Origin of the sequence: Sphingomonas melonis, assembly GCF_013409985.1 — a bacterium.
In the GTDB taxonomy this organism is placed as follows: Bacteria; Pseudomonadota; Alphaproteobacteria; order Sphingomonadales; family Sphingomonadaceae; genus Sphingomonas; species Sphingomonas melonis_A.
On sequence record NZ_JACCBY010000005.1, the window covers coordinates 1 to 24,681 of the forward strand.

Here is a 24,681-nt window from a genome sequence, read left to right on the forward strand (position 1 = left end):
GGCTCAAACGCTTCCGCCGTATCGCCCTGCGATGCGAGAAGACCATTTCCGCCTTCATGGGCTTCGTCCATCTCGCATGTGCCATGATCTGGCTAGCATGAATGCAGACAGCACCTAGGGCGGAGCGGCCATTCGCGGACGGGCCGGACCTTCCGGCCCGTTCCGCCGTTCTCCCCGCGCAACGTTAGGGAGCGCCCGTCATGCCGACCGAACTCACGATCCTCGGCGTGTCCGTTATCCTGCTGGTCGTCCACGTCCTGTTGCAGGGCCAGACCGCGACGCACGATCGCGGCCTCGCCTGGAACGCCGGCCCGCGCGATGGTGCCGACGACAAGCCGCTCGGTCCGCTCGCCGGCCGCGCTGCGCGTGCGCTGGCGAACTATCAGGAAACCTATCCCGCCTTCGTCGCGCTGGCGCTCGGGCTGGCGGTGACCGGCCAGACCGGCGGCTTGGGCGCGACCGGCGCGATCCTGTGGCTGGTCGCGCGGATCGTCTATATCCCGCTCTACCTGCTCGGCGTGCCCTATGTGCGCAGCCTCGTCTGGGTCGCGGCGATGTTCGGCCTGCTGCTGATGCTGATCCGCTTCTTCTAGGCGGGATCGACGTTCAGCCCAATTCCTCCCCCGCCAGTCGAAGGCATGACGGAGGGGGGAACGCCACACAAGACGTCGCTTACCTCCCCCTCCGTCACGGCTTCGCCGCGCCACCTCCCCCTGGCGGGGAGGAATTCAAAACTTGAATGTCGATCCGGCTTAAGCAGATCGCAGCGGGGCCCGCCGACCGGCACGCCCCGCCCGTCGGCATCAGGCGATATGCACCGCCTTGGTGATCAGATGCGCCGCGATCCCCTCCGGGCCATCCTCCGACCCGAAGCCGCTGTCCTTGACCCCGCCGAACGGCGCATCGCCCCAGCTCAGCCGCACGGTGTTGATCGCGACCATCCCCGCCTCGATCTCGTCGCCGAGCCGATTCTGCAAGCGCCCGTTCTCGGTGAAGCAATAGGCGCCCAGGCCATAGGGCAGCCGATTCGCCTCCTCGATGGCATCGTCGACGCTGGCGAACGACCCGATCAGCGCGACCGGCCCGAACGGCTCCTCGTTCATCGCCGTCGCGGCAAGCGGCACGTCGGCGAGCACCGTCGGCGTGAAGAAGAAACCATCGCCCTCCCCCGGCGCGCCGCCGGTCAGCAATCGCGCACCGGCGCCGATCGCATTGTCGATCAGCCCGGCGATCGCCTCCGGGCGGCGCGGATTGGCCATCGGCCCCATCTGCGTGCCCGTTTCCAGGCCGTTGCCGACCTTCAGCGCGGCGGTGCGCTCGGCAAAGCCCTTGGCGAACCGCTCGTAGATGCCCTGCTGGACATGGAAGCGGGTCGGCGCGACGCAGACCTGGCCGGCGTTGCGGAACTTGTGCTGCACCAGCGTGTCGAGCGTCCGTTCCAGATCGCAATCGTCGAACACCAGCACCGGGCCATGGCCGCCCAGCTCCATCGTCGTCTTCATCACCGTATCCGCGGCGAGCTTCAGCAGATGCTTGCCGACCGGCACCGACCCGGTGAAGCTGAGCTTGCGCGTCACCGGCGAGGCGAGCAGCTGGCGCGACACCGCGTCGGGCACGCCGAACACCAGCTGCGCGACGCCGGCGGGCAGACCCGCGTCCTGGAAGCAGCGCAGGATCTCGACGGCGGCGCCCGGCGTCTCCTCGCTGGGCTTCAGGATCACCGAACAGCCCGCGGCGATCGCCGGCGACAGTTTGCGCACCGGGTTCATCACCGGAAAATTCCACGCGCAGAACGCCGCGACGGGGCCGACCGGCTGATGCAGCACCAGCGAACGCGTGCCGACCGGCCGCGGCAGCACGCGGCCATAGATGCGCACCGCCTCGCCGGCATGGAAGTCGAGCAGCGCCGCGGTCGCCATCACCTCGCCCTTGGCTTCGGCGAACGGCTTGCCCTCTTCCAGCGTCGCCAGCCGCGCGAGCAGCTCGGCGCGCTCGCGCACCAGCGCCGCGGTCTGCGACAGCACCGCCGCCCGCTCCTGCGGCGGCGTCGCGCGCCACGTCTTGAAGCCGCGATCCGCCGCCTCCAGCGCGCGGTCGAGATCGGCCGGCGTCGCCAACGGCAGCTCGCCGAGCGTGCGGCCAGTCGCGGGATCGAGCACCGCCTGCGTCTCGCGGCCGGTGGTGATCCACTCGCCATCGATGAACAGGCCGAGGCGCGTATCGTAGGAGGTATCGGTCATATCGACTCGCTTTCGTCAGGCGTGAGGCCCCACCGCGCGGCAGGACGAACGGCCGCGACGACGCCGGTGCCACCGGCGACGCCACGGACAACGGCGGCTATGTAGTGGCGCGCGGCGCGGGGTGAAAGCGCGCGACTGAGGGGAAACGTCCGCTGCCGCTTATCGGTGGCCAGTACCGGCCACTCTTAGCCGCCGAGGTGCGCCTCGGGTGCTCCTCAAAGCGGACACTGTTCATGTGCGCGACGCCTAACCGTGGCCTTAAGGAGCGGGTCTATACACTCTTGACGCCGGGCCGATCATCACCACCAAGCATTCGACAACAGCTTGCATATTAGTGATCCGCCATTCATTCTGGGTTTGAAGGGGGATAACCATGAGAACAATTCCCAGACTAAGCGTCGTTATTCCATTCATCATGTTGGCTACGGGTTGCAGCGATGCCGGAGCGAAATCTACGATCGTGGAGAGGAGCATTACCGTCGCCGGCCCCGCGGATGAGGTTGCACGGTTTTCCGTATCTCAAGCGACTTCGGCACACTCGCTGAAAGTTTCGAGCACTAAGACGCTGCCGAAGGGCAAAGCTCAGCTGAGCTTCACCGTCCCAGCTGAGTACAGCAGCACTGATCTCAGTCACGCTGAGAAGGAAGCGCTCACTAGGGGGTTATCTTACAGCTTCAAGGAAAGGCGCGTTGAGCAGACCAAAGGTGGCCTAAGCATCACAACCACTTAAGCGCCACCTAGGAACGTGCCTGCCGCCGGGCTGCAAGCCCAGGTTCGCATGGGGCGGAACGGCAGCTATCGCGCTTCAGCCGCCGAAGCCGCCATTCCGCTCTCCGCCAAAATCGGACATTGCCCCCGCTCCTACCAGGGTTCGAGCCGCTTCGCAGGAGGGAGCATGGAGCGGGTGAAGGGAATCGAACCCTCGTCGTAAGCTTGGGAAGCTTCTGCTCTACCATTGAGCTACACCCGCACAACAACGACTGAGCGCTGTTCGGACCGGCCGTCGGGCACCGGCTTACAATCCGGTGCACAGACCCGCGTGCGATCCGACGGCCGAGTGCCACATTCCTGGCGTGGTCGTCAACGTAGATCGTCCGCATCTCCGGACCTCATCGGTCGACCGGCACATGACGTCGGCGATCTCCTCGTCGCTCACATCGGTCATCAGCCGCGTGGCGGAGGTTCCGTGGATGTCACGCAGGTGTTTGCCTCGACTTGCGCGAGGCCGATACGGCATTGATCGACTCCACTGTCATGCGCTTGGCGCAGCAAGGGCGCCCCGCCCCGCCCGGCCGCTGGTGCCGATCCATTGCGGCGCGGTCCCGGCCGAGTTGCTGGAAAGCGAATTGTTCGGCCATCTGAAGGGCAGCTTCACCGGCGCCACCGCCGACCGGCCCGGCCTGATCGAAACCGCGCATGGCGGCACGCTGTTCCTCGACGAGATCGGCGAGATGCCGGCGGCGATGCAGGTCAAGCTGCTCCGCTTCCTCAATGACGGCAGCTACCAGCCGGTCGGCGCCCGCGCCCCGCGCGAGGCGGACGTCCGCATCGTCGCGGCGACCCATCGCGACCTCGCCGCCGCGGTGGCGGAGGGCCGCTTCCGCGAAGACCTGTTCTATCGGCTGAAGGGCGTCGTACTGCGCACACCGTCGCTGGCCGAGCGCGCCACCGACGTGCCGCTGCTGGCGAGGCTGTTCCTGCGGCGAGCGAGCGATGGCCGGGCCAGCTTCTCTCCGGACGCGATGGATTGGCTGGCGGGCCGGGCATGGCCCGGCAACGTTCGGGAACTGCGCGCGGCAGTGGAATGCGCCGCGGCGCTGGCGATCCCGAGTGCGGCGGGTACGATCGTCACCGCCGCCGACCTCACGTTCGCGGTCGGCGACACACCGCAGCCCGCCGCTGCGCACCCGCCCGCCGCGCCGCAAAGTCTGGAGGACGAGGTTGCCGCGCTTGAACGCCGCCGCATCGTCGAGGCGCTCGCGCGGACCGGGCATAACCACACCCACACCGCGCGCGAACTTGGCCTGTCCCGTGTCGGCCTGCTCAAGAAAATGGATCGCATGGGGCTTCGCTGATGGCTGTCCCGGCGCGGATCGACATTCGCACCCTGGAGAGAACTCATCCCCCGCCAGGGGGGAGGAAAAGAAGTGGATGTCGATCCGGCTTGGCCGGCCGCCGCGTCGATGCGACGACGATCATCGACACGCACCGCGCCAGCCGATAACCGCATGCCATGACCCTCGTGCTGTTCAACAAGCCGTTCGGCGTGCTCAGCCAGTTCACCGACCGCGGATCGCCGACGACGCGCGCGACGCTGTCGGACTATGTCGACGTGCCCGGCGTCTATCCGGCGGGTCGGCTCGATCGCGACAGCGAGGGGCTGCTGCTGCTTACCGATGACGGGCGGCTGCAGGCGCGGATCGCCGATCCGCGGTTCAAGCTCGCCAAGACCTATCTGGTGCAGGTCGAAGGCGAGCCGGACGAGACCACGCTGGCGCGGCTGCGGGAGGGGGTCACGCTCAACGACGGGCCGACCCGCCCGGCAGAGGTCGAGCGGATCGCCGACCCGGCGCTCTGGCCACGCGATCCGCCGATCCGGGTGCGCGCGCACATCCCCGACTGCTGGCTGTCGCTCACCATCCGCGAAGGCCGCAACCGCCAGGTGCGGCGGATGACTGCGGCGGTCGGCCACCCCACGCTGCGGCTGGTGCGCTGGCAGATCGGCGCGTGGACGCTCGCCGACCTGCCGCCGGGGCAGCATCGTATCGCCGGCTGAGCCGACGCCGGCTCAGGCCGGCATCAGCAGGTGCACCACGTCGGGCTTGGGCCAGGCGACGGCGCGCACGTCCGCGCCCAGTGCCGCGTCGTCGACCCGCGCACGATCGGCGACGACGATGCGCAGACGACCGCCGTGGCGGCTCACCGCACCGACATTGCCATCGCCGCCGAGCGCCGCGATCAGCGCCGCGGGCAGCGCGACCGGCGCGGCCTCGACGGGTGCCGCCGTAGCCGCGGGGCTCGCGGCCGGACCACCGGCATCGCCGGCGTCGAGCGCCGCGCGCATCTCCATCGCCAGCCCGTCGGCGATGCCGCCGACGATCACCTGCACCGCGGTCGCCGAGGGGCGCAGCACGCCGCGCGCGCCGAGCTGGCGCAGCCGCGGCTCGTCGATCGCCTGCGCATCCGCCACCGCCAGCCGCAGCCGGGTGGCGCAGGCGTCGATGCCGCGCAGGTTCGCCGCGCCGCCCAAAGCGGCGACGAACGCCGCCGCCTTGGCGTCGGCGGCGACCGCGGGGCCGGCGGGCGTCGCCTCGGGCGCCTCGCGGCCGGGGGTCGGGAGGTTGAAGCGGACGATCGCCCAACGGAACAGCGTGTAATAGATCAGCGCATAGGCGGCGCCGACCGGCAGCAGCATCAGCGGCCGCGTCGCCTTGCCGTAGTTGAGCACGTAGTCGAACAGCCCGGCGGAAAAGCCGTAGCCGAGCTTGACGCCGAGCGCGTTCATGATCGCCTCGGCCAGTCCGCTGAGCAGCGCGTGGATGACGTAGAGCACCGGCGCGAGGAACATGAAGCTGAACTCGATCGGCTCGGTGACGCCGGTCAGGAACGAGGTCAGCGCGAGGCTGAACAGCATGCCGCCGACTTCCTTGCGCCGGTCGGGCGCGGTCGCGTGGTACATGGCGAGACAGGCGGCGGGCAGGCCGAACATCATCACCGGGAAGAAGCCGCTCATGAAGCCGCCCGCGGTCGGATCGCCCGCGAAGAAGCGCGTCAGATCGCCGGTCTTGCCCTGATAGTCACCGACCACGAAATAAGCGACGTTGTTGAGGATATGGTGCAGCCCGGTGACGAGCAGCAGCCGGTTGAGCAGGCCGAAGGCGAACAGGCCGAAACCGCCGGCGGCGACGACGCCGTTGCTGAGCGCGTCCATGCCGGCGTTGATCGTGCCGTAGCTGAGGCCGAGCACCAGCGCGATGACCAGCCCGGCGATGCCGGCGATGATCGGCACGAACCGCCGCCCGCCGAAGAAGGCGAGGTAATCGGGCAGCTTGAACGTCGCGAACCGATTGTAGAAGCCGCCGCCGACAAGGCCGGAGACGATGCCGATCGGCACCTCCAGCCGGTCGATCGCCGCGGTCTTCCACGCCGCCGATACGCCGGCGGCAAGCGCCGCGGGCACGTTGGCGAGCGTGGCGGCGGGCACGATCAGAAAGGTCTGCGCGGCGTTGACCGAGACGAGGTAGCAGACCACGCCGGCCATCGCCGCGGCACCGTTGCCGTCGCGCGCGAAGCCGGTGGCGACGCCGACCGCGAACAGCAGGCCGAGGTTGGAGAACATCGCATCGCCGGCGGCGCTGAGGAAGGCGATGTCGAGCAGGTCGGGCTGGCCGAGCCGCAGCATCAGGCCGGCGATCGGCATTACCGCGATCGGCAGCATCAGCGCCCGGCCGAGCGGCTGGAGGAAGCTCATCACCGAGAAACGGGAGGCGGGGCGGGTCATCGGCTGATCTCCTCGGCGAAACGGCGGGCGAGCGCGCGCACCTCGGCGGCGGTCGCCGCGGCGAGCGCGGCATCGGCATGGGCACGTGCCGCCGCCATGGTCAGGCGGGCGACGAGCGCCTTGGTGGCGGGCACGCGCGCCGGCGGCACCGACAGCGTGCCGACGCCGAGCCCGACCAGGATCGGTGCGGCGAGCGGATCGGCGGCAAGTCCGCCGCAGACGCTGACCGGCACGCCGCGCGTCGCAGCGCCGTCGCAGGTCATGCGGATCAGCCGCAGCACCGCCGGATGCAGCCCGTCGATGCCGGCGGCGACCGTCGGATTGCCGCGATCCATCGCCAGCACATATTGGGTCAGGTCGTTGCTGCCGATCGACAGGAAATCGGCATGCGCGGCGATCAGGTCGGCGGTCGCCGCGGCGGCGGGCGTCTCGACCATCGCGCCGAGCTGCACCGGCCCGATGCCGAGCTCGCCACGCAGCCGGTCGAGCGCCTCGCGCACCGCGAGCAGTTCGTCGATGCTGGCGACCATCGGCACCATAATGCGGCAGCGCTCGACCTCAGGCACCGCCAGGATGGCGCGCAGCTGCGTATCGAGCACCTCCGGCCGCGCCAGCGAGACGCGGATGCCGCGCAGGCCGAGCGCCGGATTTTCCTCATGCGGAATCGCCAGATAGGGGGCGGGCTTGTCGCCGCCGACGTCGAGCAGCCGGATCACCACCGGCCGGCCGGGCAGCGCCGCGACGACACCGCGATAATCCGCCGCCTGCTCGGCGACATCGGGCGCGACCGACCGGTCGAGGAACAGGATTTCGGTGCGGAGCAGGCCGCAACCTTCCGCACCCGCCGCAGCGGCCGCCTCGGCATCGGCGACCGAGCCGAGATTGGCGAAGACATGAATCGCCTGTCCGTCTGCGGTCGCCGCCGGCCGGTCCCCCGCCGCCAGTGCCGCCGCCTCCGCTTCGGCGCGGACGGCGATCGCGGCGCGCGCCTGCGCCTGGCGATCGGGATGCGGATCGACGATCAATGCGCCGGCATCGGCGTCGAGGATCACCAGCGTGCCGTCGACCACGACGCGGACCGGCTCGCCCAAAGCGACGACCATCGGCACGCCCATGCCCGCCGCGAGCATCGCGACGTGCGACGTTGGACCGCCGCCGACGACGGCGAAGCCGGCGACCCGCGCCGCCGCCAGCGCCGAGAGTTGCGAGGGCAGCAGGTCGTCGGCGAGGACGATCGCCCCCGCCGGCACGGTCAGCGCCGCCGCTTTCGTGCCGAGGATCGCATGGACGACGCGCAGCGCGACGTCGCGGATATCGTCGGCGCGCTCGGCGATGCGCGCATTGCCGGTCGCGCGGAGCTGTGCCCCCTGCCCTTCGGCCGCGGTCATCATCGCCGCCGCCGCCGCCATGCCGTTGGCGATCGCCGCCTCGGCGCGCCCGCGCAGATCGGGATCGTCGAGGATCGCGCGGTGCGCGGCGAGCACGCCGCCTATCTGCCCCGGTCCCGCCGCCGCCGTATCGAGCGCCGCCGCCACCGCGGCGATGCCGCTTGCCAGCCGCGCCTGTTCGATCGCGACGCCCTCGCCCATCGTCGGCAGCTCGGGCATCTCCAGCCGCAACCAGAAGGCCGGCCCCATCGCCAGCCCGGGCGCCGCGGGTACGCCGAGCAGCGCACCGGCTTCCGCCTCGCGCGCTGCGACCGGCCGCGGGGCGGGCGCGGGTGCAGGGGTCGCGGCATCGACCTCGGCGGTGAGCAGCGCCACCACCGCGTCGATCGCCGCCGCGGCGTGCGCGCCACGCGCCTCGATGGTCACGCGGCGGCCCTGCGCCAGCCCGAGCGACAGCAGCGCGATCGGGCTGGTCGCCGATGCCGTCTCGTCACCGCTGGTCAGGGTCACCTCGGCGCCGCTGTCGCGCACCGCCGCGACGATCCGCGCCGCGGGCCGGGCATGCAGGCCGTGCGGCAGCAGCACCACCGCCTCGCGCCGCAGCGTCTCGCCGGCACGTGCGCCAGCTTGGGATACCGCCGGCGTGCCTACCCGGATCCGTGCCAGCGGTGCGCCGATCGCGATCAGCCCCTCGCCGGCGGTCGCCTCGATCGTTCCTTCGCCCTCAACCAGGATCACCGGCGTCACCGCGGACGCCGCGCCCTGCACCACGGCATCGAGGTCGAAGCGGATCAGCGGGTCCCCGGCGCGCACGCGGTCGCCCGGCGCGACCAGCGGCGTGAACCCCTGCCCGCCGAGCTTCACCGTATCCACCCCGATATGGATCAACAGCGACACGCCGCCGCCGACGTCCAAAGTCACCGCATGGCCGGCGGCATGAATGGTGAGCACCTGCGCGTCGCAGGGCGCGTGCAGCGTATCGCCGGTGGGATCGATCGCCAGCCCCGGCCCCATCATCCCTTCGGCAAAGACCGGGTCGGGAACGGCAGTCAGCGGCAGGACCCATCCCGCGAGCGGCGCCACCAACTGCACATCCGTCATTCGTCACTCACCTCTGGCCGGTCTCCCGCGCAGTGTATCGCACGCTAACCTGCTGACAATACCTATTGAATACCATTACACACGACGGTGCGCGTCAGGCGCCGCGGATGCTGACCCCGCCGACGAGGCCGGACGGCCGTCCCGCCTCCGGTTCGACGATCAGCACGATGGTCCGTTCGCCGCCGCCCGGCGGCAGGACCGCCTCGATCGGCGCGGTTGCCGCGACGGTCTTGCCGGCGAGCTTGCGCCCGTCGACCCACAGTTCGGCACGCCCGGCGACCGCCGCGAAGACGATCCGTCCTCCACGCGCCGCGACCGCGCGCACCGGCGTGACGCGCGCGCGATAGACCTGCCAGCCACCCTGCGCCTCGGCAGGCGTCGGGGTGCCGCCACGCACGAAGGCCCAGCTGTTGTTGTCGTCGGACGCCGGCGCAAGCGACGGATCGGGCCGCGCCGGCAGCAGCGGCGAGCGCCGCCAGTCGTCGATCGTCCGCACCGGCGCCAGCGGCGCCACCTGCGCCCGTGCCTGCGCCGCCAGCCGATCGATGGTCAGGCTCGCCGGCTTCAGCCCGGGCGCGGTCGCGCGCAAGGTGATGCGGCCCCGCCCATCGGCATCGGCCTGCACGATCACCTGCGCCAGCCCGTTGAACAGCGACCGTACGCCGCTGGTCGGACTGTCGCCCTTCTCGGATTCGTGACTGTTGGGATCGCCGTTGCCGACACCGATGATCGTCGCGCCGGCGACGGTGAAGCGCGTCGGCAGATTGGCGGTCGGCACATGCCGCCCGCGCGCGTCGACCGCGTCGATCGTCACCGGCTGCACGTCCTCGCCGTCGCCCGCCATCGCGCGCCGCGCCGGCGTCAGCCGCAGCGCGACCGGCGGCCCCGCCGTCTCATGCCCGGCACGCGCCACCTCGCGCCCGCCGGACATCGCGATCACCTCGATCGTGCCGGGCGCATAGGGCACGGTGAAGCTGTTGCCCATCAACCGGTCGACCGCCGCCTCGCCGACGACGCGGCCGTTGAGCTTGAGCACGATCCGCTCGGCATTGGACAGCACGAGCACCGGCACCGGCTGCCCCTCGCGTCCCGGCCAGGTCCAATGCGGGGCGAGGCCGATGACCGCCGTATCGTCGATCCAGCCGGCGCGGTGGATGTCATAGGCGGTCTTGCGGAAGCCGCAGAGGTCGAGGATGCCGAAGAAGCTGGCGATCGTCGGCCACACGTGCGGCGTCGGCTCGCCATGATAGTCGAACCCGGTCCACACGAAGCCGCCGGCGACGAACGGCCGCGTGGCGATCGCCGCCCAGCCCTTGCGATGCGTCTCGCCCCAGCCGGCGGCATCGTCGTCCATCGACGAGCGGATGTGCTGGTCGGGGATCGTCGCATAGGCGCCGCGCGTCTCGAATGCGCTGGTATCCTCCGAGCTGGTCATCGGCTTGGTCGGGTTGAGCGCGTGGAACTTGTCGTAGTCGCCCGGATAATAATTGAAGCCGACGACGTCGACGACGCTCGAGACGTTCTCGGGATTGAAGAACGAGCCGTTCATCGCCGCGGTGACCGGCCGGCTGTCGTCGAGCCGCTTCACCGCCGCCGCCATCCGCCGCACCATCTGCACGCCCGCCGCGGTGCCCTGCATCGGCTCCTCGTTGAACACCGACCACAGGATGACGCTCGGGTGGTTGCGGTCGCGCCGCACCAGCCATTCGAGCTGCGCCATATAATCGGGCGAGGGATTGAAGTTGCGGTTCTCGTCCATGACGAGGAACCCCATCCGGTCGCACAGGTCGAGGAAGGCGACCGGCGGCGCATTGTGCGAACAGCGGATCGCGTTGCAGCCCAGTTCCTTGAGCCGCTCGAGCCGCCAGGCGAGCAGGCCGTCGGGCAACGCGACGCCGACGCCGGCATGGTCGTGGTGGATGCACACGCCCTTCAGCTTGACGGGCGTGTCGTTGACGAACAGCCCCTTGTCGGCGTCGAAACGGATCGTGCGGAAGCCGATCGGCACCCGGCGGCGATCGACCACGGCGCCGTCCCGCTCCAGCGTCACCGCGACCGTATAGAGCGTCGGCGTCTCGACCGACCAGCGGCGCGGCGCAGCGACCGGCATCACCGCCTGCATCACCGCCTCGTCCAGCGGCGCGACCGTCACCGGCGGCAGGGCGATGGTCGCGATCGTGCGGCCGTCGGGATCGATCAGGCTGGCGACCGCCCGTACCGTTACCGGTGCCGCCTCGGTCGAGCGTATCGTCACCGCGACGGGCACCGTCCAGCCGCCATCCGCGCCCCGCCGCGGGTCGCAATGCACCCCGTCGGTGACGATCGACACCGGCGCGCGCGTCGCCAGCCAGGCGTGGCGGTACAGGCCGGCGCCTTCGTACCACCAGCCCTCCATCGCCTCGGCATCGACGCGGATCGCGACGACGTTGCTCTCGTCGCCGAACCGCGCGAACGGCGTGATGTCGATATAGACGCTGCTATAGCCCGACCAATTGTGCGCGACGACGCTGCCGTTGACCCAGATCGTCGCGTTGGTCGCGATGCCGTCGAACTGCAATTCCAGGTACTGGCCGCGGCTGGCGGGATCGAGGCGGAAGCTGCGGCGATACCAGCCGATGCCGCGCGGCCGATAGCCCTGCGCGACGTTCGCCGTCTCGACGAACGGCTGGAACGACGCCCAATCGTGCGGCAGCGTCACCGTCGGCCATTCGCTGTCGTCATAGTCCATCGCCGCGGCGCCGCTGGCGTTGCCGGCCTTGGCGCGCAGATAGGTCTCGTTATGCGTCGTCGGCGGTGGCACGGGGATGTCGCCCTCGTGGAACCGCCAGCCCTGATCGAAGCCGATCCGCGTCGCATCGCCGAGCGGCAGCGGCGGCAACAGACCGTCGACCGGCGCCGGCATCGGCAGCGCGCCGTAGCGGCTGGCCGGCGCCGCCAGCGCGGCGCCCGGCAGGGACAGCGTCAGACCAGCGCCGGCGGACCCGAGAAGCTGCCGCCGGTCGATCGTCATACCTGTCGTCCTCCGATGGTCGTCGCGACCGGCGCCATCGCCGCGGTCAGTTGCACCCAATCGGCGCGCAGGCCCACGGCGAGCGTGCCGCGCTCCGCCTCCAGCCCCAGGAACGCCGCCGGATTGGCCGCCGCGAGCCGCGCCGCCACCGCCGGCCCCAGCCCGAGCATGCCCATCGCATTGGCCACCGCCGCCGCCATGTCGAGGTCCGAGCCGGCCAGCGTGCCGTCCTCATAGGAGCAGATGCCGTCGCGGACGCGGATCTGCCGGCCCTGCAGCACGAAATCCTTCACCTCGGCGCCGACCGACGACATTGCGTCGGTGACCAGCATCATCCGCTCGATGCCGCGCGCGCGCAGCGCGATGCGCAGCACCGCCGGCGCGACATGGACGCCGTCGACGATCAGCCCGCACCACGGCCGCGGATCGTCGAGCGCCGCGCCGACCAGACCGGGGGTGCGCTGCACCATCGCCGGCATCGCGTTGAACAGATGGGTGATACCGCTGAGGCCCGCATCGAACGCCGCCAGCGCGCCGTCATAGCCGACCTCGGTATGGCCGGCGCTGACCCGCACCCCCGCCGCGCTGAGTGCGGCGATATCATCGATATGCGCCAGTTCGGGCGCCAGCGTCACGATCACCTTGCCGCGGCGCGGCCGGGTGAGCAGCGCGACCATCTCGGCGTCGAGCAGGCGAAAGCGCGTGGGATCGTGGATGCCCTTGCGCGCGACGTTGAGCCACGGCCCCTCGATATGGACGCCGACCACGCCGGGGACGCCCGCCGCGATCGCATCGTCCACCGCATCGAGCGCGAGCGCGATCCGGTCGGGCGTGTCGCTGATCAGCGTCGGCAGCAGCGCGGTGGTGCCATAGCGCGCGTGCGCCTCGGCGATCGCGCGTACGCCATCGACATTGGTCTCGTCGTTGAACAGCACGCCGCCGCCGCCGTTGACCTGCGTGTCGATGAAGCCGGGCATCAGCCAGCCGCCGTCGAGGTCGACCGCATCGCGCGCCTCCCCGTCGAGCGGGCGGATCGATGCGATCCGGTCCCCGCTGACGACGATCTCCGCGCCGCGCCACACCGCATCGGCCACGACGACGTGACCGTTGGTGAACCGATATGCCTCGCTCATAGCGTGCGCGTCACCTTGGCGAGGTGCGGCGGCGTGTCGGGATCGAGCCCGCGCCGGCGCGACAGCGCCTCGGCGAGGCCGTAGAAGCTCGCCAGCATCAGGATCGGCTGCACCGCCGGATGCGCGTCGAGCGCGGGTAGGTTCGCGCGTGCATCGCCGGCATGCGCCGACAGCACCGTCGCGCCGCGCCCGGCGAAGGTTTCCGCCACCGCCATCACGTCGTCGCCCGCCGCGTCGGAGGTCGCCAGCGCCAGCACCGGAAAGCCTTCGCCGACGATCGCCATCGGTCCGTGCCGCACCTCCGCCGCGCTGAACGGCTCGGCCTGCACCTGGCAGGTTTCCTTGAGCTTGAGCGCGCATTCCTGCGCGACGCCGAAGCCATAGCCGCGGCCGATCACGAACATCTGCTTCGCCGCGGCGAGCGGCTCGACGCCCGCGCTCCAGTCGAGCGCCACCGCCCGTTCCAGTTGCTCGGGCAGCGCCGCCACCGCCGCGGTCAGCGCCTCGTCGCCCGACCAGGCCGCGACCAAAGCCGCCAGCCCCGCCATCGCCGCGATGCACGATTTGGTCGCCGCGACCGACCGCTCCGGTCCGGCGCTCAGCGCGAGCAGCGTGTCCGCCATCTCGGCGAGCGGCGACGTCTCGTCATTGACCAGCGCGACGACTTCGGCGCCCGCCTTGGCATAGGCCTCGACGGTGGCGAGCAGGTCCGGGCTGCGCCCCGATTGCGAGATCGCGATGCACAAGGCCCGCCGCGTCGTCACCGGCGCATCGAACAGCGACACCACCGACGGCGCAGCCGAGGCGACCGGCACGCCGATCAGCGTCTCGATCAGATATTTGCCGTACATCGCCGCATGGTCCGACGATCCGCGCGCGCAGGTCACCACGACGTCGGGCGGCGTGGCGCGCAGCCGCTCGCCGAGCGCGCGCAGCGCCTCGGCGTTGCGCGCTACCAGCCGTGCGACGGTCGCTCCCGCCTCCAGCGTCTCGGCGCGCATCAGCGTGCCCGTCATCGTATCGGTCGTCACTTGGATCAGGGCCCCCGGGCGTGTGTCAGCTATCGGCGAGCTCGGCCACGAAATCGTAGCTGTCGCCGCGGTAATAGGATCGGGTGAATTCGACGGCACGGCCGTCGCGCAGGAAACCGCGCCGCTCGATCAGCAATCCGGGCGACCCCGGATCGACGCCGAGCATCCGCGCATGGTCGGTGCCGAACGGCACCGCGCGCAGCCGCTGCAACGCGCGCACCGGACGATGCCCCGCCTCGGTCAGCGCCGCGTAGAGCGACGCGTCGACCGCTTCGAGCGAGGGCAGGCAGAAGCCGGCGATCGTCGCCACCTCCAGCGCCATCGGCACCTCGTCGGCGAAGCGCAGCCGCTGGAAGCGGTACACCGGCGCGCTCGGCGACAGCGCCAGCGCCATCGCTTCCTCGGGGCTGACCGTGCCGACGCTGCGCGATACCCAGCTGCTGCTCGGCACCAGCCCGCGGGCGATCATGTCCTCGGTGAACGACGACAATTTGCTGAAATTCTTCTCGACGCGGCCGGCGACGAAGGTGCCCGCGCCACGCCGGCGGGTGAGCAGCCCCTCTTCGACCAGCCCCTCGATCGCCTTGCGTACGGTGATCCGCGATACGCCATATTCGACCGCGAGATCGCGCTCGGCCGGAATGGCATCGCCGCGCGTGATCACCTCGCCGCCGATCGCGTCGCGGATGAGCTGTTGCAGCTGGAGATAGAGCGGTGAGGGATTGTCGGCACGAAAACGCCCCACCCGGCTCACGAAACTCATCCTTCACTCCCTGTTCTGCTGCCTGTGGCGTCAAGGGGTGCCACGGCTCGCAGAGCGGCGCCAGTGGCGCCTTGCCCTACAATTGTCTTAGATTGGACTTGTCGTCAATCACCTGCCGCAGTTGTGCGACCAGCCGACGGCTCGTCACCCGCGGCAGCGGGCCGAAGTCGATCCGCCCCGGATCGATTGCCGCGGCCGGTTCGCTCGCCGAGCCATGGACCGCCTGCACCCCGGTCGCCGCGACGAGATCGGCGACGTTGCCCGGGGCGACGCCCGCGCCCGCCATCACCACCAGCCGCCCCGCCGCCCGCTCGACCATGCGCGCGATCGTCGCCGCGCCCGCCGGTGCGGAGAGCGCGCCGCCCGAGGTCAGGATATGGTCGAAACCGAGTGCCACCGCCTCCTCCACCGCCGCGACGGGATCGTCGACCACATCGATCGCGCGATGCAGCGTCAACCCGATGGGCGAGGCCGGCAGCGCCGCACGCCAGGCGGCCAGCGCCTCCCGGTCGAGCCGCCCGCCCCGCGTCGCGCCGAACACCAGCCCCTGCACGCCCGCCGCCAGCAATGCTGTCGCCTCGCGCTGCGCCAGCGCCAGGTCCGCCGCGTCATAGTCGAAGCCGCCTTGCCGCGGCCGCACCATCGCGCGCACCGGAATGCCCGCCGGCCGCGCCACCGCCAGCACCGCCTCGACCAGCCCCGCCGACGGCGTCAGCCCGCCGAGCGCCAGCGCCGCGCACAATTCGATCCGGTCGCACCCGCCGGCGATCGCCGCCGCCGCCCCTTCCGGCGATTCGACGCACACTTCCAGCGCGATCCGCGGGGGATCGCCAGCACCGGCAGACGCGACCATGTTCTTCCTCCGACAATCCGAAACGGCATGCGATCACGCGCGGGAAAGCGGCTTTACGGGCATATCGCAACCCTTGATCGTCGCGAACCGCTGCGGGGACGCGGATTGGCATGCCGGTCACCAGACCAGGCGCCGGTGCGCGGTTTCGATCGACGTCCTGATACAAACCATTGATCGGGCGAAGAATTACCACATCGCCGCCCCGCCCCGGACCGAGCGGCGCCTACCCCATCCCGCACAACTCACCCCGTTTTAGAAACAAATGTGACACATTTCGCTGCGGCGATTGGTTTACATTGGTTATACCTTATCCGGCATAGACGGACGATGCCGCAACGGCGGGTCCGCCACGCCTGTCGCCGGCGCATGCGACAGTTTGGGATTGGGGGGCACGCAGCCGGGCGTGTTCCGCGAAGGGGACTGAACCTTATGCACCTCCGCCACGCGATTCTCGCGACCACCGCGCTCAGCCTGTCGGCCGCAAGCGCCCAGGCGCAGACCGCACCGACGACCACCCCGCCGGGCAGTACGGAGCAGGCACAGCCGGCAGCCGCCGAACAGGCCACGCCGGCGGCGGCCGACACGCCCGACGGCGACATCGTCGTCACCGGCTATCGCGGCAGCCTGCGCGAGGCGATCAGCGTCAAGCGCAACGCCAATGCGGTGGTCGACGTCATCACCTCGGAAGACGTCGGCAAATTCCCCGACCGCAACGTCGCGGAATCGCTTTCGCACATCCCCGGCGTCAGCATCGACCGGCGCTTCGGCGAGGGCGAGAAGGTCGCCATCCTCGGCACCGATCCGGCGCTCAACCGCATGCTGCTCGACGGCCATGCGCTCGCCTCGGCCGACTGGGGCGGCAACGACAATGATCCGTCGAGCCGCACCTTCAACTATTCGCTGCTCGCCCCCGAACTGGTCGACCGGCTGGAGGTCTACAAGTCGCCCGAACCGCGGATCGAGGAAGGCAGCCTCGGCGGCACCGTGATCGTCCGCACCCGCCGCCCGCTCGACCTGCCCGCGAACTCGATCTTCGCCTCGGGCGGCTATTCGTACAACGATCGTTCCGAGAAGGGGAACGTCCGCGCCTCGGGCCTGTACAGCTGGCGCAACGCCGACGAGACGTTCGGCATCCTCGTCGCGGGCACCTACGACAAGCAGAACCTGACCCGCGCCGGCGTCGAATTCTTCGGCTATGACAATGTCGCACCCAATGCCGACGGCACCTACAACAGCCCGTTCGTCAACCGCGCCGCCGACGGCACGCTCAGCCTCAAGAGCCCCGGCGCGACGATCAACGGCGGCACGATCGCCGATCTCTACAAGGCGGCATCGCCGTTCGGCATCAACTATGCCTATTTCCAGCAGCAGCGGCAGCGCAAGAGCGTGTCCGCGACGGCGCAATACCGACCGAGCAAGGCGCTGACGCTGACGCTCAACGGCACGCATATCGAGGGCAATTACGACAATTCGAGCCAGTCGATGTACACGATCCCCGGCGCATGGACCGGCGACGTGCTGCAATCGGCGACGATCAGCAACGGCGTGGTCACCGCGGCGAGCTTCGGCGCGGCCACGCAGCAGGCGTCGCAGCTCGACACCCTGGTCCGCCACACCAAGCTCAAGACCGACAACCTCAACCTGTTCGCCGACTGGGAGGGCGACGGCGGCGCCAAGGTCAGCTTTGCCGGCGGCTGGTCGAAGGCCAGGGGCGGCCGCAATCCGGAATATCTGTTCAACGTGCAGACCAGGCTGCCGTACAGCTATGCCTTCACCAACGACACCGCGACGGTGAACTACGTCGGCGATCCGACCGATCCCGCCAATTACTTCACCAACCCGAAGAACACCCCCGCCACGATCGAGGGCCGGCCGGTGATCATCAACGGCGCGGCACTGACCGCGGCGCAGATCGGCGGCCAGGATTTCGGCGTCACCACCGATCGCGACATCTTCGGCGGCTATGACGCCACCATCCCCGTCGGCTTCGGCCCGTTCACCGAGATCCTGCTCGGCAGCCGCGTCACCGATCACGTCAACCGGATCGATGCGCGCGGCATCAACACCTATCTCACCCAGTCGCTCACCGTGCCGCAGCTCGGCGTGACCGCGCTCGCCACGCCCGATGGCACGTTCGACGGCAGCGGCGGCATGGGCAATGCCACCAAATACCTCAACCTGCCGCAGCAGTCGGTGATCGACATCCTCGCCAACGCGATCAACACCCCGCTGACCCCGAAGGTCGCCGCGTCGACCAAGGTGGAGGAGACGGTGATCGCCTCCTATGCCCAGGCCAATTTCGATCAGGGCGGGCTGCGCGGCAACATCGGCGGGCGGCTGGTATACACGCGCGACGTGTCCAACTTCTCGACCTCGGTCAGCGGCGGCGACAATGTTCCCCCGATCCCGACCCGGACCGCGACCGACTATCTCAAGTTCCTGCCCAGCCTCAATATCGCCTATTCGATCACCCCCAAGCTGCTCGTTCGCGGCGCGATCGCAAAGGTCATCTCGCGGCCGCGCTACGAGGATCTGGCCGCGTCGCTGTCGCTCAACAACGTCACGCGCGATGGCGGCGGCGGCAATCCGAACCTGAAGCCGTATGAATCGACCAATTACGAACTGACGGCGGAATTCTACCCGCGCGCCGGCACGTTGCTCGCGGTCGAGCTGTTCCGCCGCGAGATCGCCAACTACATCATCAACATCCGCAACAGCGCAACCTTCTTCAATTCGCTCGAAGGCGGGCCGTCGGTCTACAACATCAACCAGCCGGTCAACGGCGGCAAGGCGAAGGTCAACGGCGCCCTCGTCTCCGCGCAGAGCGAAATCTGGGGCGGTTTCGGCTTGCAGGCCAACTATTCCTACCAGGAAAGCACCACGTCGAACGTCGACGTGACCGGGGCGGCACTCAACCTGCCCTATCTTTCGAAGCATACCGTCAACGTGATCCCCTATTTCGAGAAGGGGCCGTTCCAGGCGCGGGTCAGCTACAATTACCGGACGAGCTATTTCCGCACGATCGGCCGGCTCGGCTCGCGCGAGATGGTCGCGCCCTACAGCCAGCTCGATGCGTCGGCCTCGCTCAACCTCACCAAGGGCATCGTGCTCAGCGTCAACGCGCAGAACCTGCTCGACTCGACCTATCGCCAGTACAGCGCGACGCCCGATCGCCCGACCGCCTTCTACAAGAACGGGCGGACGTTCGCCGCGGCGCTGTCCTTCAGAATGTAACGTTCGGCTGGTAATACCGGTTCGGACCTGGTCCGGCTCCTCCGGTTCCTTCTCCCCGACGATCGCCCTCCCCCTTGGGGGCGCTCCGGCTCCTCGGCCCCGGCATCGCCTTGCGATGACCGGGGTCTTTTTTGTGCGTCAGGCATGGACGGCGCGGGATCGGTCCTGCAAGATACCATGAATACCAAAACAGGACCAAGGGGTTGTCATGAGGGAGCATGCCGGTTTCGCGACCATCGCCGGGGGCGTTTTGGCGCTGCTGTCGCCGGCCGCCGCCACCGCCGCCGCCCAGGCCACCCCAACCACCCCAGCCGCCCTGCCCCTCGTCCCGATGCCGCAGACGGTGACCCGCGCCAGCGGCAGCTTCACCATCGCCGACGGCGCCCGGCTCGGCACTCCCGCCGGCGACGCAGGCGCGCAGGCCGCCGCACGGCTGCTCGCCGCGCACGTCCGCGTCGAGCGCGGTCTGACGCTGACGCCGGTCGCGGGCGAGGCGCCGATCCGCTTCGTCCGCGATGCGGCCGTCGGCGGCGACGAGGCCTATCGCCTCGACGTCGACGCGCGCGGCATCCGCATCACCGCCTCGGGCGACCGCGGCCTCGTCCATGGCGCGATGACGCTCGCCCAATTGCTCAGCCCCGATCGCGCTTATGGCCGCGCGGTCGCGGTGCCCGCGCTCGCCATCACCGACGCGCCCCGCTTCGCCTGGCGCGGGCTGCTCGTCGATGTCGCGCGCCACTTCCAGCCGGTCGAGGTCCTGCGGGGCATCGTCGACCAGATGGCCTCGGTGAAGCTGAACACGCTCCACCTCCACCTGACCGACGACCAGGGCTGGCGGTTCGAGGTGAAACGCTATCCCAAGCTGACCGGGATCGGCGCATGGCGCACCCCGCCGTCGGCCGGCGGCGCCCCCGGCCCGCGCGTCGGCGGCTTCTACACGCAGGACCAGCTCCGCGCGCTCGTCGCCTATGCCGCCGAACGCGGCATCGTCATCGTGCCCGAGATCGATCTGCCCGGCCATGCGCAGGCACTGGTCGCCGCTTATCCCGAACATGGCGTGCTCGGCGACCGCCCGCCGGTCGGCCACGATTGGGGCGTGAACCCCTATCTGCTCAACCCGCGGCCCGAGACGGTGCGCTTCGTCGAGGACATCCTCGACGAACTGCTCGCGGTCTTCCCCAGTCCGTACATCCACCTCGGCGGCGACGAGGCGGTCAAGGATCAGTGGGAACGCGCGCCGCAGGTGCAGGCGCAGATGGCCTCGCTTGGTCTCAAGACCGAGATGCAGATGCAGAGCTGGCTGATCGACCAGCTCGCCGCCTATCTCGCCAAGCACGACCGGCGCCTGATCGGCTGGGACGAAATCCTGGAGGGCGAACTGCCGGCGTCCGCCTCGGTGATGTCGTGGCGTGGCGACAAGGGCGCAGTCGAAGCGGCGACGCGCGGCCATGATGTCGTGCTGTCGCCCGGCCCGACGCTCTACCTCGACAATTCGCAGAGCAACCGTGACGACGAGCCGCCCGGCCGTCTCGCCGTCCAGACGCTCGCCGACCTCTACCGCTACGAACCGATGCCGGCCGGCATCGCCGCCGACAAGGCGGCCCATGTCCTCGGCGCGCAGGGCAATGCATTCAGCGAGTATCTGATTACCGCACCGCAGGTCCAGCATGCGATCTTTCCCCGCGCCGCCGCGCTTGCCGAGATCACCTGGTCGGCCAAGACGGCGCGCGACTTCCCGGGCTTCGTGCAACGCGTCCAGCCGCAGATCGCGCGCTGGCGCCGCTCGGGGCTGGAGGTCGCCGACAGCGCCTTCGCGGTCGGCTACACGGTGCAGGGCCGCCGCGGCGACGCGCTGCGCGCCGGCCGGGTGACCGTGGCGCTCGCCACCCAGGCACCGCTCGGCACGATCCGCTACACGCTCGACGGCAAGGATCCGACGCCCCGCTCGCGCGCCTATACCGCACCGCTGACCTTGCCCCCCGGCGCGACGATCCGCGCCGCCGCCTTCGACCGCACCGGAACGCCGCTCGCCGCGCCGCGCGCCTTCTCCACCGGCCGCGCCGCGCTGCTCGCCCGCGGCAACAGCGAATTGACCGCTTGCCCGCAGGGCTCGCTGGCACTGCGCGTGCCGCTGACCGCCGACGCCACCGCCGACGCCCCCGCGTTCAACATCGACCTGTTCGACACCTGCTCGGTCTATCCCGCCGCGCCGCTCGATCTCGCGAGCGGCATCACGCTCGACGTCGCGCGCCTACCGCGCCCCTTCGGCCTGGCGCACGATGCCACCCGGCTGCGCACGCACTACAACGTCACGCCTTATGGCGAGCTGGTCGTCACCGCCGGTTGCCCGGTCAAGGATGGCCCACGCCCGCCGGTCGTCGCGACCTTCCCGCTGCCCGACCCGGCGATTGCGCCCAACCGCTTCCGCCTCACCGCGCCGGTCGCCCGGCGCGGCGGCGACCCCGACCTGTGCCTGCAATTCACCTCGCCGGTATCGGACCCCCTCTACGCGGTCGAACGCGTGCAACTGACGGAGCCCCACCAGTGACACCCGCTCTCCGCCTCGCCCCGCTCACCCTGACGCTGCTCGCGCTGTCCCCGGCCTATGCCGCCCCGCGCGAAGCGGTGCCGCTCGACCAGGGCTGGCAGGTCCGGCTCGATCCGGCCGACACCGCCGCCGCCAAGGCGCATCCCAAGGAGACGCGCTGGCTTCCCGCCCGCGTTCCCGGCAGCGTCCAGCAGGATCTGATCGCCGCCAGGCGCGTCCCCGACCCGTTCAAGGGCACCAACGAAGGCGCGATCCAGTGGGTCGGCCTGTCCGACTGGCAGTTCCGCACCCGCCTGTCGGTCACCCCCGCCATGCTCGCGCGCGACCATCTCGACCTCGTGTTCGACGGTCTCGACACCTTCGCCACCGTCCGCGTCAACGGCACGGTGCTGCTCTCCGCCGACAATGCGCATCGCCGCTGGCGCGCCGACGCCCGGCCGCTGCTCAAGGCCGGCGCCAACGAGATCCTCGTCACCATCGCCTCGCCGATCAAGCAGCTCGCGCCGCTGGTCCTCGCCGAAAAGCATCCGCTGCCCGGCGAATATGTGTCGGCGTTCAAGGACGATCCCGGCGACCGCCAGACCTCGCCCTATATCCGCAAGCCGAAATACCAATATGGCTGGGACTGGGGCCCGCGCATCGTCACCATCGGCCTGTGGCGCCCCGCCCGGCTGGAGGCGTGGGACGAAGCGCGTATCGACACATTGCGCGTCGAGCAGGACGCGCTCAACGACGCCGAGGCGCGCCTCACCGCCCGCGCGACGATCGTCGCCGACCGCGCCAAAACGGTCACGCTGCGCACCCTCCTCACCGCGCCCGACGGCACCGCGCAGACCATCGACCGCCCGGTCGCGGTCGCGCCCGGCAGCAACGCCGTCGCCATCCCGCTCACCGTCGCCGCGCCGCAGCGCTGGCAGCCGGTCGGCTATGGCGCGCAACTGCTCTACACCGTCGCCACCAGCCTGGTCGTCGATGGCGCCGAGTCCGACCGCAGCCAGCGCCGCATCGGCCTGCGCACCGTGGCGCTCGACCGCCGCGCCGGCGCGTTCGGCTTCATCGTCAACGGCACGCCGATCTTCGCCAAGGGCGCCAACCTCATCCCGTTCGACAGCTTCCCCGCCCGCGTCGACCGCGTCGAAATGCAGTCGCTGCTCACCGGTGCGCGCGACGCGCATATGAACATGATCCGCGTCTGGGGCGGCGGCTATTATCTCGACGACGCCTTCTACGAGATGGCCGATCGCATGGGCCTGATGGTCTGGCAGGATTTCATGTTCGGCGGGTCGGTGACGCCGCCCGGCGCGGCGTTCCGCGAGAACGTCCGCATCGAGGCGGACGAACAGGTCACGCGGCTCGGCGATCATCCCTCGATCGTCATCTGGGCGGGCAACAACGAAGTGCTGTCGGGCTGGGAGAATTGGTCCGATCGCAAGGCGTTCAAGACCGCGGTCGGCCCCGACGAGCAGGAGCGGATCGGCACCGGCATGGCGGTGCTGTTCGACCGCGTGCTGCGCGACGCGGTCACCCGCAACAGCCCCGGCACGCCCTATATGCCCGGCTCGCCCTCGACCGACTATGAAGGGCCGACCGATACCGACGCCAACGGCGACCGCCATTTCTGGGACGTCTGGTCCGGCTCCAAGCCGGTCGAGCAATATCTCGATCATTGCCCGCGCTTCATGTCCGAATACGGCTTCCAGTCGATGCCGACGATGGCGACGATCCGTGACTTCGCCGGGCCGGGGCCGCTCGCCGCCGACAGCGCGGTGATGAAGGCGCACCAGAAGTTCCTCTCCGGCGAGGGCAACGCCCGCCTCCAGCTCTATCTCGACCAGCGGCTGCGCCCGGCGAAGGATTTCGCCGACTTCGTCTATCTGACGCAGGTCAATCAGGCGCAGGCGATCGGCCTCGCCGCGCGCCACCACCGCGCCTGCCGGCCGGTGACGATGGGCTCGCTGTTCTGGCAGCTCAACGACGTCTGGCCGTCGGTGAGCTGGGCGAGCATCGACCATCTCGGCCAGTGGAAGCTGCTGCAATATGAGGCGAAGCGCTTCTTCGCCCCGCAGGCGATCGTCGCCGAGCACAAGGATGGCGCGACCCGTGTCGTGCTCGTCTCCGACGCGACGACGCCGCAGGCCGCGCGCTGGCGGCTGACCGTCCGCGACATGCGCGGCGCGACGCTGGCGACGCGCGAGGAAGCGGCAACGCTCGCCCCGCTGTCGGCCGCCACCGTCGCCACCGTCGCGGACGCCGATCTGTTCGGCAGCGCCGCGCCGGCGCAAAGCTATGCCGTCGCCGAACTGTTGGTCGACGGCCGCACCGTCAGCCGCACGATCGTCGAGCGCCTCGTGCCGAAGGACATGGCCTATCCCGATCCCGGCCTCACGCTGCGCCGTCAGGGCGACAGCGCGACGATCACCGCCACCAACCTCGCCCGCGCGGTGATGATCGATATGGGCGACACCCCCGGACAGGCGTCCGACAACGGCTTCGACCTGCTCCCCGGCGAAAGCATCACGGTGACGCTTACCGGCAAGCAGACCCCGACGCTCAGGACGCTGGCGCGCTGATGGCTGCGCGCGCCCGTCTCCTCGCGTCCGGCGGACCGGCACGCGAAGCCGCGAAGCCGCGAAGAGAAGATGCGCGCGCAGCGACACGGCGGTCCCCGAACCCCCTTTCGCTACCCTTCTCTTCGCGCCTTCGCGCCTTCGCGCGAACGCCCTCACCTGGTCCCGCGAACGCGGGAATCCAGGGGCAAGCAGAGCAAAGTCCACCACCCCCGGCCACCCTTCGCTCCTGCTTCCGCAGCAGCACTGGCTGGGGCGCGCCAATATTCAGCCTACGCACCGACACCGCCGCGGGCAGCCCCGTGCCGACGC

At 70.1% G+C, this 24,681-nt stretch carries 14 protein-coding genes, 1 tRNA gene and 1 pseudogene; 7 read left to right on the forward strand and 9 right to left on the reverse strand.

Annotated elements, in window-relative coordinates:
• A pseudogene (locus HD841_RS15270) lies at nucleotides 1-101 on the forward strand (IS5-like element IS711 family transposase); the annotation flags it as partial.
• Between the two features lie 99 nt (nucleotides 102-200).
• Complete coding sequence (locus HD841_RS15275) at nucleotides 201-593, forward strand: MAPEG family protein (protein WP_179509763.1); 393 nt, start codon at nucleotides 201-203, stop codon at nucleotides 591-593.
• Nucleotides 594-803: 210 nt separating this feature from the next.
• Here HD841_RS15275 and HD841_RS15280 read toward each other — a convergent pair whose 3' ends face one another.
• Nucleotides 804-2,240, reverse strand: a complete 1,437-nt coding sequence (locus HD841_RS15280; protein WP_179509764.1) for an NAD-dependent succinate-semialdehyde dehydrogenase — start codon at nucleotides 2,238-2,240, stop codon at nucleotides 804-806.
• 896 nt (nucleotides 2,241-3,136) lie between these two features.
• Nucleotides 3,137-3,210, reverse strand: a tRNA-Gly gene (locus tag HD841_RS15285).
• 220 nt (nucleotides 3,211-3,430) lie between these two features.
• Here HD841_RS15285 and HD841_RS15290 point away from each other — a divergent pair.
• Together HD841_RS15290 and HD841_RS15295 are read left to right on the forward strand one after the other, a co-directional pair.
• Nucleotides 3,431-4,315: a sigma 54-interacting transcriptional regulator gene (locus HD841_RS15290; protein WP_257015640.1), complete on the forward strand. Its 885-nt coding sequence runs from the start codon at nucleotides 3,431-3,433 to the stop codon at nucleotides 4,313-4,315.
• 158 nt (nucleotides 4,316-4,473) lie between these two features.
• Nucleotides 4,474-5,016, forward strand: a complete 543-nt coding sequence (locus tag HD841_RS15295; protein WP_179509765.1) for a pseudouridine synthase — start codon at nucleotides 4,474-4,476, stop codon at nucleotides 5,014-5,016.
• A 12-nt stretch (nucleotides 5,017-5,028) separates the two neighbouring features.
• Here the strand turns inward: HD841_RS15295 and nagE are convergent, their stop codons facing one another.
• The 7 genes from nagE to HD841_RS15330 form a co-directional block, all read right to left on the reverse strand.
• On the reverse strand, nucleotides 5,029-6,741 hold the full coding sequence (gene nagE / locus HD841_RS15300) for an N-acetylglucosamine-specific PTS transporter subunit IIBC (RefSeq protein WP_257015641.1): 1,713 nt from the start codon (nucleotides 6,739-6,741) through the stop codon (nucleotides 5,029-5,031).
• Complete coding sequence (gene ptsP, locus HD841_RS15305; protein WP_179509766.1) at nucleotides 6,738-9,230, reverse strand: phosphoenolpyruvate--protein phosphotransferase; 2,493 nt, start codon at nucleotides 9,228-9,230, stop codon at nucleotides 6,738-6,740. Before ptsP ends, nagE begins: the two co-directional genes overlap by 4 nt.
• A gap of 94 nt (nucleotides 9,231-9,324) precedes the next feature.
• Nucleotides 9,325-12,240: a beta-galactosidase GalA gene (gene galA / locus HD841_RS15310; protein ID WP_179509767.1), complete on the reverse strand. Its 2,916-nt coding sequence runs from the start codon at nucleotides 12,238-12,240 to the stop codon at nucleotides 9,325-9,327.
• Nucleotides 12,237-13,373 carry an N-acetylglucosamine-6-phosphate deacetylase gene (gene nagA / locus HD841_RS15315; protein ID WP_179509768.1) on the reverse strand — a complete coding sequence of 379 codons (1,137 nt, stop codon included), beginning with the start codon at nucleotides 13,371-13,373 and terminating at the stop codon, nucleotides 12,237-12,239. The genes galA and nagA overlap by 4 nt, the downstream gene beginning before the upstream one ends.
• Nucleotides 13,370-14,389, reverse strand: coding sequence for an SIS domain-containing protein (locus HD841_RS15320; protein WP_179509769.1), 1,020 nt, complete (start codon nucleotides 14,387-14,389; stop codon nucleotides 13,370-13,372). The genes nagA and HD841_RS15320 overlap by 4 nt, the downstream gene beginning before the upstream one ends.
• A 40-nt stretch (nucleotides 14,390-14,429) precedes the next feature.
• Nucleotides 14,430-15,167 carry a GntR family transcriptional regulator gene (locus tag HD841_RS15325; RefSeq protein WP_179509770.1) on the reverse strand — a complete coding sequence of 246 codons (738 nt, stop codon included), beginning with the start codon at nucleotides 15,165-15,167 and terminating at the stop codon, nucleotides 14,430-14,432.
• Nucleotides 15,168-15,243: 76 nt separating this feature from the next.
• The gene (locus HD841_RS15330) at nucleotides 15,244-16,020 is read right to left on the reverse strand and encodes a copper homeostasis protein CutC (RefSeq protein WP_179509771.1); all 777 of its coding nucleotides are present in this window, start codon (nucleotides 16,018-16,020) and stop codon (nucleotides 15,244-15,246) included.
• Between the two features lie 429 nt (nucleotides 16,021-16,449).
• Here HD841_RS15330 and HD841_RS15335 point away from each other — a divergent pair, with 429 nt between their 5' ends.
• From HD841_RS15335 to HD841_RS15345, 3 genes are all read left to right on the forward strand, one after another.
• A complete protein-coding gene (locus HD841_RS15335) occupies nucleotides 16,450-19,254 on the forward strand; it encodes a TonB-dependent receptor (protein ID WP_179509772.1) in 2,805 nt (934 codons plus the stop codon).
• Between the two features lie 208 nt (nucleotides 19,255-19,462).
• Nucleotides 19,463-21,802 (forward strand): beta-N-acetylhexosaminidase, encoded by a 2,340-nt coding sequence (locus tag HD841_RS15340; RefSeq protein ID WP_179509773.1) that lies wholly within the window; start codon nucleotides 19,463-19,465, stop codon nucleotides 21,800-21,802.
• Complete coding sequence (locus HD841_RS15345) at nucleotides 21,799-24,372, forward strand: beta-mannosidase (protein ID WP_179509774.1); 2,574 nt, start codon at nucleotides 21,799-21,801, stop codon at nucleotides 24,370-24,372. The genes HD841_RS15340 and HD841_RS15345 overlap by 4 nt, the downstream gene beginning before the upstream one ends.
• The last annotated feature ends 309 nt before the right edge of the window (nucleotides 24,373-24,681 follow it).